At 71.3% G+C, this 10,477-nt stretch carries 8 protein-coding genes and 1 pseudogene; 6 read left to right on the plus strand and 3 right to left on the minus strand.

Features of this window, described 5'->3' with window-relative positions; genetic code table 11:
- Positions 1-11: 11 nt before the first annotated feature.
- Complete coding sequence (locus ACGF0D_RS34545) at positions 12-1,607, minus strand: M4 family metallopeptidase (protein WP_392922999.1); 1,596 nt, start codon at positions 1,605-1,607, stop codon at positions 12-14.
- 159 nt (positions 1,608-1,766) lie between these two features.
- Between ACGF0D_RS34545 and ACGF0D_RS34550 the strand changes: the two genes are divergently transcribed.
- The 6 genes from ACGF0D_RS34550 (at position 1,767) to ACGF0D_RS34575 (ending at position 7,587) form a co-directional block, all read left to right on the plus strand.
- On the plus strand, positions 1,767-2,168 hold the full coding sequence (locus ACGF0D_RS34550; protein WP_392871572.1) for a GNAT family N-acetyltransferase: 402 nt from the start codon (positions 1,767-1,769) through the stop codon (positions 2,166-2,168).
- 159 nt (positions 2,169-2,327) lie between these two features.
- On the plus strand, positions 2,328-3,152 hold the full coding sequence (locus ACGF0D_RS34555; RefSeq protein WP_392871575.1) for an ABC transporter ATP-binding protein: 825 nt from the start codon (positions 2,328-2,330) through the stop codon (positions 3,150-3,152).
- A gap of 129 nt (positions 3,153-3,281) precedes the next feature.
- The gene (gene efeO, locus ACGF0D_RS34560; protein WP_392923001.1) at positions 3,282-4,430 is read left to right on the plus strand and encodes an iron uptake system protein EfeO; all 1,149 of its coding nucleotides are present in this window, start codon (positions 3,282-3,284) and stop codon (positions 4,428-4,430) included.
- Positions 4,431-4,547: 117 nt separating this feature from the next.
- Complete coding sequence (efeB, locus tag ACGF0D_RS34565) at positions 4,548-5,852, plus strand: iron uptake transporter deferrochelatase/peroxidase subunit (protein WP_392923004.1); 1,305 nt, start codon at positions 4,548-4,550, stop codon at positions 5,850-5,852.
- A gap of 48 nt (positions 5,853-5,900) precedes the next feature.
- Positions 5,901-6,746 carry an iron uptake transporter permease EfeU gene (gene efeU / locus ACGF0D_RS34570; RefSeq protein ID WP_392923007.1) on the plus strand — a complete coding sequence of 282 codons (846 nt, stop codon included), beginning with the start codon at positions 5,901-5,903 and terminating at the stop codon, positions 6,744-6,746.
- A 229-nt stretch (positions 6,747-6,975) separates the two neighbouring features.
- The gene (locus ACGF0D_RS34575) at positions 6,976-7,587 is read left to right on the plus strand and encodes a DUF4232 domain-containing protein (RefSeq protein ID WP_392871586.1); all 612 of its coding nucleotides are present in this window, start codon (positions 6,976-6,978) and stop codon (positions 7,585-7,587) included.
- A 98-nt stretch (positions 7,588-7,685) separates the two neighbouring features.
- Here ACGF0D_RS34575 and ACGF0D_RS34580 read toward each other — a convergent pair whose 3' ends face one another.
- Together ACGF0D_RS34580 and ACGF0D_RS34585 are read right to left on the minus strand one after the other, a co-directional pair.
- Positions 7,686-10,253, minus strand: a complete 2,568-nt coding sequence (locus tag ACGF0D_RS34580) for an ABC transporter permease (RefSeq protein WP_392923010.1) — start codon at positions 10,251-10,253, stop codon at positions 7,686-7,688.
- A gap of 56 nt (positions 10,254-10,309) precedes the next feature.
- Positions 10,310-10,477, minus strand: a pseudogene (locus ACGF0D_RS34585) (ABC transporter ATP-binding protein); the annotation flags it as partial.

Here is a 10,477-nt window from a genome sequence, read left to right on the forward strand (position 1 = left end):
GCTGAGGGGCGTCAGCTGACGTTGACGCCGCTCCAGGCCGCCGCGACCGCGTTGTACTCGGTGCTGCCGGCGCCGTACAGGTCGCGGGCCGCGTTCAGGGAGGCGGCGCGGGCGCCCTTGTAGTTGGTGGTGGAGGTCATGTAGACGGTCAGCGCGCGGTACCAGATCTTGGCGACCTTGTCGCGGCCGATGCCGGTCACCGTGGAGCCGTTGCAGGTCGCGCTGTTGTAGGTGACGCCGTTGATGGTCTTGCTGCCGCTGCCCTCGGCGGCCAGGTAGAACCAGTGGTTGCCGACGCCCGAGGAGTAGTGCACGTCGAGCTTGCCGACGCTGCTGCTCCAGCAGTCGGCGGAGCCGCCGTCCAGCGAGGGCTTGTCGAAGCGGCGCAGCCACGGCGGGGTGGACTGGTCGCTGAACAGGTAGTCGCCGGTGTCGACCTTGTTGTTGGCGTAGAACTCGACCATGGTGCCGAAGATGTCGCTGGTGGACTCGTTGAGGCCGCCGGACTCGCCGCTGTAGCGCAGGTTGGCGGTGGCGCTGGTGACGCCGTGGGTCATCTCGTGGCCCATGGTGTCGAGGTCGACCTGCTCCGGGTCGGTGCTGCCGTTGCCGTCGCCGGTCATCATGCAGAAGCAGGCGTCGGACCACTGGGCGTTGTCCCAGTTGGTGCCGACGTGGACGAAGACGGTGGCGCCCTTGCCGTCGTTCTTGATGCCGCTGCGGCCGTGGACGTTCTTGTAGTAGTCGTACGTCCAGGCGGTGTTGGCGTGGGCGTCGACGGCGGCGGTGGAGCGGTCGGAGGAGAACTTCTTCCCGTCGCCCCAGACGTTGGTGGTGCTGCTGAACGCGGTGCCGGAGGAGGCCTTGAGCGAGCTCGCGGAGAGGTTGTTGGCGTCCTTGGTGACGTGGCCGCGGACCGGGTCGGTCAGGGTGTAGCCGCCGCCGGACTTGGCGGTGGTGTCGATGGTGACCGTGCCGGTGTACTCGGAGTTGCCGGTGCCGGCCGCCTGGTGCTCGGCGTCGTAGGACTCGATCTGCTCGCCGGTGGTGGCGTCGGTGACGACCACCTTGCCGGCCGGCTGGCCGTGCTCGCCGGTGCCCTCGACGGTGGTGCGCCAGGCCAGTCGGGGCGTGCCGTCGGCGGCCCAGACGACCAGCTCGGGGGTGCTGACGGCGTCCTTGACGCCCGGGGCGGCGGCCAGCGCGCCGGCCGCGCCGGACTGGGCGTTCACCTTCGGCACGGTCGACTTCACGGCGGCGTCGTGGGCGGCCGCCCGGGAGGAGTCCTTGAGCCGGCCCTTGGCGTCCTGGTGGACGACGAGGTCGCCGCCGACCACCGGCAGGCCCTGGAAGGTGCGGTCGAAGCGCACGTGCGAGGCGCCGTCGGCGTCCAGCACGACGTCCTTGAGCACGAGGTCCTGGCCGGAGCCGAAGCCGAACACCCCCGCGTTGTGGGTGACGTTGGCGCGGGCCTGGGATATCGCGGCCTCGCGCGCGCCGGGGGCGGCGGACGCCGTGGCGGCGGGGACGGTGGCGCCGGCGAGGGCGGCGACGACCGCGACGGCGGCGGCCACGCGGGCACGGCGGGAGGAGGGCGTGGGGGTCACTCTGACTCCAGTGGGGGTAGCTGTGCAGGGAAAGGAGTTGCGTCAGAGATTGACGGGGTTCAGTCAGGTTCAGCTAGAGGGAAGGTCATAACTTTGCCAAGTCGTGTCCTTGGTCGATAAAAAATGATCAGAAGTTAACAAGCGCTCTACAGTGCCGTCGTGACGATCGACTACCTGTGGCGCGGCCCGCTCGCCGACCCCGAACTCGACGCCCTGCACGCCGAGGGCTTCGGCCACCCCGTGCGACCCGGCGACTGGCTCGCCCGGCTGGAGCGGCACAGCCTCGGCTGGGTCACCGCCCGCCGCACCGCCGACGGCGCCCTGGTCGGCTTCGTCAACCTGGCCTGGGACGGCGGCACCCACGCCTTCCTGCTCGACACCGTGGTCGCCCCGGGCGTCCGGCGGCGGGGCGTCGCCGGCCGGCTGGTCGCCGAGGCGGCCGACGGCGCCCGCGCGGCCGGCTGCGGCTGGCTGCACGTCGACTTCGAGCCGCACCTGCGCCCCCTCTACCTCGACGCCTGCGGCCTGCGCCCCACCGACGCGGGGCTGTTGGCGCTCTGAGGCCCCAACTCCCGCCGGGCGGCCGGGTCATGGCGCGTCCACCCCTCGGACGGCCGGGGCCGGCCCCGGCCGGCGGTTGTACTCTGCACGCGTACGGACGGCGCCGGCCCGGCACGCCGCCCCGCCCGCACCCCTGCCCGGCGCCGCGATCGGAGTCCCGTGAACTCATCCGCCCCCGACTTCGACGGGCCGCTGCTGCGCACCCGGGACGTGGACGTCGTGCGCGACGGCCGGCACCTGCTGCGCGGGATCACCCTGGAGATCCACCCGGGCGAGCACTGGGCGCTGCTCGGCCCCAACGGGGCGGGCAAGTCCACCCTGCTCGCGCTGCTCGGCGCGGTCTCCCACCCCACCCGCGGCGAGGTGGACGTGCTCGGCCGCCGGCTCGGGCGGGTGGACATCCGCGAGTTGCGCGCCCACCTCGGGCACGTCAACCCGCGCCACCCGCTGCGCTCGCCGCTGACCGTGCGCGAGGTGGTGCTCACCGGGCATACCAACACCATCGAGCCGGAGTTCCACCGCAAGCCCGCCCCGGAGGCGCTGGAGCGGGCCGAGCTGCTGATCGACACCCTCGGCATGCGGGCGATGGCCGAGGCGGCGTGGACCACGCTGTCCCAGGGCGAGCGCGGCCGGGCCCTGATCGCCCGGGCGCTGATGCCAAGCCCCCGGCTGCTGCTGCTCGACGAACCCGCCACCGGACTCGACCTGACCGCCCGCGAGCTGCTGCTGGACAGCCTGGACCTGCTGCGCCACCAGCACCCGGAACTGGCCGGCGTGCTGGTCACCCACCACCTGGAGGAGCTGCCCGAGAGCACCACCCACGCCCTGCTGCTGCGCGGCGGCGAGTGCGTCGCGGCCGGACCGGTGGACGAGGTGATGACCACGGAGCTGATCAGCGAGACCTTCGGCCACCCGATCCGGATCAGCCGCCACGAGGGGCGCTGGACGGCCCGGGCCGCGGCCCGCCGGACTCCGGAAAGGTAACGGTTCGGGGGGTGGGTGTAGACGGTAAACGGTCTTTACGTAAGGTATGCCTTAGCTAATGATGGTCTGCTGGTCCCCGGCCGGCCGCACCGCCTTGGCACACCCATGCCTCTTTCCGTTGGAGCCCGCATGTCCGCCCGTCGCCGTTCCACCGCAGCCGCGCTGCTCACCCTCGCCGTGGCGACTGCAACCCTGGCCGGTTGCGCGTCCAAGAAGGACGACAAGGCGGCCTCCTCCGACGCGGTCAAGGTGAACGCGACCGACACCGCCTGCGAGGTCTCCAAGACCAGCTTCCCGGCCGGCCACGTCGTGCTGGACATCAGCAACAAGGGCTCGAAGACCACCGAGGTCTACGTCTACGGCGACGGCGACAAGATCGTCACCGAGCGCGAGAACATCGGCCCCGGCACCAAGGCCAGCATCAACGCCGAGATCAAGGCCGGCTCGTACGAGATCGCCTGCAAGCCCGGCATGGTCGGCAACGGCATCCGCCAGAAGATCACCGTCACCGGCGAGGGCGGCAGCGCCGCGTCGGCCGACCCGCGCCTGGCCGCCGCCGTCGACGCCTACCGCAAGTACGCCCAGGAGCAGGCCGACACCACCATCCCGGCCGTCGAGGCCTTCGTCGCCGCGATCAAGGCGGACGACCTGGAGAAGGCCAAGTCGCTGTACGCGCCCTCGCGCACCGGCTGGGAGCGCACCGAGCCGGTCGCCGAGAGCTTCGGCGACATCGACCCGAAGACCGACACCCGCGAGGACAAGCTGGAGCCGGGCCAGGCCTGGACCGGCTGGCACAAGCTGGAGAAGTCGCTCTGGGTGGACGCGAAGATCGGCGACGACGAGAAGAAGCTCGCCGACCAGCTGGTCGCTGACCTCAAGGACTGGCAGAAGAAGATCCCCGAGGCCGAGATCACCGCGACCAGCATGGCCAACGGCGCAAAGGAGCTGCTGGACGAGGTGGCGACCAACAAGATCACCGGCGAGGAGGAGCGCTACAGCCACACCGACCTGGCCGACTTCCAGGCCAACGTCGAGGGCGCGCAGAAGGCCTACGAGCTGCTGAAGCCGGTCGCCGCCGAGAAGGACCCGGAGCTGGCCAAGACGCTGGACTCCGAGTTCACCGAGATCAACGCCCTGCTCGCCAAGTTCAAGCAGGCCGACGGCACCTTCACCTCCTACGACAAGGTCACCGAGGCCGAGCGCAAGACCTTCTCCGACGCGGTCAACTCGCTGGGCGAGCCGCTGTCGAAGCTGGCCGCCGCCGTGGTCGTCAAGTAACCGGCCAGGCACACCCCGTACCACCCCGCCGACGCCGTGGCGGCCCGCGATCCGGGCCCCACGGCCTCGGTGGGCCAGCGTAGAAGTCCCCAGCACAGTAGAAGGGCCCGCCCGCCGATGGACGCGGAGAACGAGCAGCAGAACGGGACGCCGGCCACCGCCGACGCCACCGCGACCAAGAGCGCGGTCAGCCGCCGCGCCGTCATCGGCTGGGCCGGCGCGGGCGTCGCGCTCGGCGCCGCCGCCGTCGGCTCGGTCGCCGCGGCGACCCGCCAGGACGACGCCGTCCCGGTCGCCGCCACCCAGGTCGGCGCCGAGGTGCCGTTCTACGGCGAGCACCAGTCGGGCATCTCCACCCCGGTCCAGGACCGGCTGCACTTCGCCGCCTTCGACGTCTCCGAGAAGGCCACCAAGGAGTCCCTGGTCAAGCTGCTCAAGGAGTGGACCAAGGCGGCCGCCGCGATGACCGGCGGCCGCGAGGTCGGCACCGGCGCGGTGCCCGGTTCGCCGGAGGCGCCGCCGGACGACACCGGTGAGGCCCTCGGCCTGCCGGCCTCCCGGCTCACCCTGACCATCGGCTTCGGGCCGAGCCTGTTCGAGAAGGACGGCATGGACCGCTTCGGCCTCCAGGCCAAGCGCCCCGAGGCCCTGATCGACCTGCCCAACTTCAAGGGCGACAAGCTCGACCCGACCCGCAGCGGCGGCGACATCTGCGTCCAGGCCTGCGCCGACGACCCGCAGGTCGCCGTCCACGCGATCCGCAACCTGGCCCGGATCGGCATGGGCACCGTCAACATCCGCTGGTCGCAGCTCGGTTTCGGCAAGACCTCCTCGACCACCCCGGACGAGCAGACCCCGCGCAACCTGATGGGGTTCAAGGACGGCACCCACAACATCGCGGGCACCGACACCGCGAAGCTCGCCGACCACGTCTGGGCCGCGCCCGGCGACGGCCCGGAGTGGATGACCGGCGGCTCCTACCTGGTCGCCCGGCGGATCCGGATGCACATCGAGACCTGGGACCGCGCCTCGCTCAAGGACCAGGAGGACACCTTCGGCCGCACCAAGGGCGAGGGCGCCCCGTACGGCAAGGGCAAGGAGCACGACGCCCCGGACCTGGCGGCGATGCCCGCGACCTCGCACGTCGCCCTCGCCCACCCGGACGCCAACAGCGGCCTGATGATCCTGCGCCGCGGTTTCTCCTTCACCGACGGCACCGACGGCCTCGGCCGCCTGGACGCGGGGCTGTTCTTCCTCGCCTACCAGCGCGACACCCGCAAGGCCTTCGTCCCGCTCCAGCAGAAGCTCGCGGCGAGCGACAAGCTCAACGAGTACATCCAGCACGTCGGCTCCGCCCACTTCGCCTGCCCGGCGGGCGTGCGCAAGCCGGGGGAGTGGTGGGGTCAGGCCCTGTTCGGCTGACGCCCTCCGCTTCCCCCGGTACCACCTCTACACCCCCCAGGAGCCCGCGTGTTCGGCAACTACCTGATCGGCCTGCGCGAAGGCCTCGAAGCCAGCCTGGTCGTCTGCATCCTGATCGCCTACCTGGTCAAGACCGGCCGCAAGGACAAGCTGGCGCCGGTGTGGATCGGCGTCGGCTCGGCCGTGGCGCTCTCCATGGCCTTCGGCGCCCTGCTGCAGTTCGGCTCCTCGCAGCTCACCTTCGAGGCCCAGGAGGCGCTCGGCGGCACGCTGTCGGTCATCTCGGTCGGCCTGGTGACCTGGATGGTGTTCTGGATGCGGCGCACCGCCCGGCACCTGAAGACCGAGCTGCACGGCAAGCTGGACGCGGCGATCGCGATGGGCACCACCGCCCTGGTGGTCACCGCCTTCCTGGCCGTCGGCCGCGAGGGTCTGGAGACGTCGCTGTTCATCTGGACGGCCGTCCAGGCCACCGGTGACGGCTGGAACCCGCTGCTCGGCGCCGTGCTCGGCCTGCTCACCTCGGTGGTGCTCGGCTGGCTGTTCTACCGCGGCGCGCTGAAGATCAACCTGGCCAAGTTCTTCACCTGGACCGGCGCGATGCTGGTCGTGGTCGCGGCCGGCGTCCTCGCCTACGGCGTGCACGACCTGCAGGAGGCCGGCTGGCTGCCCGGTCTGCAGAGCGTGGCCTTCGACATCTCCAGCACCATCCCCAAGGACAGCTGGTACGGCACCCTGCTGAAGGGCGTCTTCAACTTCCAGCCGGACCCGACGGTGCTCCAGCTGGTGGTCTGGCTGCTCTACCTGCTGCCGACGCTGGCCGTGTTCTTCAACCTCTTCGGCGGCGGCAAGGCCAAGCCCGCCCAGCGGGTGACCGCCAAGCCGGCCGCCTGATCCGGCCGTTCGACCCCCGAGTCGACACCCGTACCGCCCCGCCCGGCACCCGCCGGGCGGGGCGGTTTCGCATGACCGCGGCCGGTTCTCGCCATGAGCGGCCGAAATCAGTCAGGAAACGGAAGAAAACGGTCAGCTCTGACAAACTGCAGCCTCAGTGGAACCGTTCTGCCACGGCCTTCGTACTTAGGGTGACAGCACCATGCCATTACTCACCCTTGGGGGGACCATGACCGTTCGCAGGCCTGCCAGGTTAGTCGCCGTCGGTGTCGCCGCCCTCGCGGCGACCGTCGTGCTGACCGCGTGCGACGACGTGAAGTACACGGACGACAAGCCGGGAGACCCGAAGGCGAGCGCCGCCGGGGCCACCGTCCCCGGCGACCCGATGGCCGGTCAGGCGGCCGGTTCGCGGTGCAAGAGCGACGAGATCACCGCCACCGTGCAGCTCAAGGGCGCGGGCTCGGCGATGCTGACGATCAAGAACAAGAGCGACCACAACTGCACCCTGTACGGTTACCCGGGCTTCGGCGGACTGAAGGCCGACAACAGCCCGGACGCGCTGGCTGCCAACCGTGACGCGCACCCCGGGCCGGCGGTGCTGGTCACCCTGAAGCCCAACAAGTCCGGCTACGCGGGCCTCAAGTGGAGCGCCTGCGACAAGTCGGACGCGAGCTGCCACGTGCTCACCGGCCTCCAGGTCACCGCGCCGGACGAGACCACGCCGGTCACCGCCGAGGTGCTCGGCACCGACGGCAAGCCGGCCGGCCAACTGCTGGTCTCGGCCGCCGGGCTGACCACCGGCACCCTCCAGCCGAACAACGAGAAGGTCCTGTTCAACTGACGCCTTCCGGCTGACGACACGACGGAGCCCCCGGGGCGGTTTCTCCAACCGCCCCGGGGGCTCCCGGCTTCGTGCCCTGGACTGCTACCGGCGGACCGCTACTGGCTCTTGATCGAGTCCAGGATGTCCAGCTTCGCCGCCCGGTGGGCCGGCCAGAGCGCGGCCAGCAGGCCGATCACGGCGGCCGCGAGCAGGAAGCCGACGGTCTGCACCGGCGGGACCACGGTGCTGATGCCCTTGAGGCTGTCCGCCATCGTGCGCACGCCCGCCCAGGCGACCAGGACGCCGAGGCCGACCCCCACCAGCCCGCCGAACAGCGCGATCAGCACCGACTCCAGCCGGACCATCCGGCGGATGCCGAGCCGGTCCAGGCCGACCGCCCGCAGCATGCCGATCTCCCGGCGGCGCTCGAACACCGACATCGCCATGGTGTTGACCACGCCGAGCACCGCGATGACCACGGACATGCCGAGCAGCCCGTACATCATGTTCAGGATCCCGGTGACCATCTGGCGGCTCTCCGCCTTGATCTCCTTCTGACCCTTGACCGCGATCAGCGGGTTGCCGCCGCTCGCGTCGCGCAGCGTCTGCTTCAGCTTCTCGGTCGGGCCGTCGACGCCCTTGACCAGGACGCTGTCCAGACCGGAGCCGGGCAGCGCGTGCGGGCCGACCACGGCCTCCGGGGCGACGACGCCGGCCAGCGCGGTGTTGGCCTCCAGGATGCCGCCGACGGTCAGCGAGCCCTTGGCGCCGTCCGGGTAGGTGACGGCCAGGGTGTCGCCGACCTTGTAGCCGGCGTTCTCGGCACGGCCCGAACTCACCAGCAGCTTGCCCTGCTTGAGGGCGTCGGCGGAGCCCTCCCTGACCTTGATGGTGGCCAGCTGGTCGATGGTCGCGGCGTCCACCGCGGTCACCCACTCGCTGTCCTCCTGCCCCTGCCCGATGTTGAGCGGGACGGTGCGCTGGGTGCTCATCGCGCTGACGCCGGGCGCCTTGGCGATCTGGGCGGCGACCTCGGGGGAGAGCTTCGAGAAGTTCTGCATCGCGACCGTGTAGTCGGACTTGAGGTCGGTCGCGGTGGCCTTGTCCAGGGCCTGGTTCACCGAGGCACCGATCACGGTCAGCGAGGTGATCAGGGTGACGCCGATGGTCAGCGCCGAGGCGGTCGCGGCGGTGCGGCGCGGGTTGCGGACGGCGTTCTCCTGGGCCAGCTTGCCCGGCGCGCCGTACAGTGCGCGCAGCAGCGGGGCGAACAGCGCGATCAGCGGCCGGGACAGCATCGGGGTCAGCACGAACACGCCGATCAGCAGCGTGCCGGCGCCGAGGCCGACCAGCTTGACCTCCTTGCCGCCCACACCGGCCGCCAGCGCGGCGAAGCCGGCCAGGGAGAACAGCAGACCGATGGTGTTGCGGACCCGCAGGCCCTTCTGGGTGGCGGGCTGCTCGACCGCGCTCATCGCCGCGACCGGCGCGATCCGGGAGGCGCGGCGGGCGGGCAGCCAGGCGGCCACGACCGTCACCAGCACGCCGGTCGCGATCGCGGTGATCACCGTGCTCGGGGCGACGATCAGCGGGCCGTCCGGCAGGTTGGCGTCCATCGGGCCGTTGAGCAGCGCCTTGAGCCCGACGGCGATCCCGATGCCGGCCAGCAGACCGGTCACCGAGGCGGTCAGGCCGACCAGCAGCGCCTCGATCAGCACCGAGCGGGTGATCTGGCGACGGGTGGCGCCGACGGCGCGCAGCAGGGCCAGCTCCTTGGTGCGCTGGGCGACCAGCATGGAGAAGGTGTTGGCGATGATGAAGATCCCGACGAACAGTGCGATGCCCGCGAAGCCCAGCAGGAAGGTGTTCAGGACCCGGGTGAGCTTCTCGATCATCCGGTCCTGCTCGGCGGCGAGTTCGCGGCCGGTCTTGGCCTCGATCATGCCGTCCTGCGGGACGGTCTGCTTGACGGCGGCGAGCAGCGCGGCGTCGTCGGTGCCCGGCTTGGCCTTGACGTCCAGCTGGGCGAAGCGGCCCGGGGTCAGGTAGAGCCGCTGGGCGGTGGCGGTGTCGAAGGCGGCCAGCGAGCCGCCGGCCATCACGCGCGGGTCGTTGGTGTGCACGGTGCCGGTGAGCTTGAGCTCCATCACCGGGCCGTTGACCGCCGCCCGGACGGTGTCGCCGACCTTGTAGCCGCCCTTCTCGGCGGTCCTGGCGTCCAGCGCGATCTCGGTGGCGTCCTTCGGGCCGCGGCCCTCGACCAGCGGGTAGCGCGGGTCGGTGCCGTCGGCGCCCGGCACGTAGTTGGTGCCGGTGGTGGAGAAGCCGTTGCCGATCAGCGCGCCCTTCTTGTCGGCGATGCCGGCGAAGCCGCTGACCACACCGCGGACCTCGGCGGCGCCCGGCAGCGCGGCGACCTTCGTCCGGGTCTCCTCGGTGAGGGTCGGGCCGGTGGTGGCGGCCTGGTCGTGGCCGCCGTAGGCGCGGCCGGCGGCCTCGCTGTCGCTGACCGTGACGGCGATGTCGGTGTAGCTCTTGGAGTTCTGGGTCCTGAGGGCGTTGCCGACGGTGTCGGAGAAGACCAGCGTGCCGGCCACGAAGGCGGTGCCGAGCATGACGGCCAGTACCGTCATCAGCAGTCGGCCCTTGTGGGCGAGCACGTTGCGCAGTGCGGTGCGGAACATGAGGGTGTGTCAGTCCTGGGGTACTCGGGGGACGGGTGCGGTTCGGGGCCGAGGGCTCAGCTGGTGCGGCCCTTGGCGTCGAAGCGGCGCATGCGGTCCAGGACGGTGTCGGCGGTGGGGTGGTGGAGTTCGTCGACGATGCGGCCGTCGGCCAGGAAGACGACGCGGTCGGCGTAGGAGGCGGCGACGGGGTCGTGGGTGACCATGACGACGGTCTGGCCGAG

Origin of the sequence: Kitasatospora sp. NPDC048298, assembly GCF_043201465.1 — a bacterium.
Lineage (GTDB): Bacteria > Actinomycetota > Actinomycetes > Streptomycetales > Streptomycetaceae > Kitasatospora.

What these genes read in the sequence shown, in the direction of transcription:
- ACGF0D_RS34580 (WP_392923010.1), bottom strand. Translation starts at nt 10,253, where the DNA reads ATGTTCCGCACCGCACTGCGCAACGTGCTCGCCCACAAGGGCCGACTG.
- ACGF0D_RS34575 (WP_392871586.1), top strand. Translation starts at nt 6,976, where the DNA reads ATGACCGTTCGCAGGCCTGCCAGGTTAGTCGCCGTCGGTGTCGCCGCC.
- efeO (WP_392923001.1), top strand. Translation starts at nt 3,282, where the DNA reads ATGTCCGCCCGTCGCCGTTCCACCGCAGCCGCGCTGCTCACCCTCGCC.
- efeB (WP_392923004.1), top strand. Translation starts at nt 4,548, where the DNA reads ATGGACGCGGAGAACGAGCAGCAGAACGGGACGCCGGCCACCGCCGAC.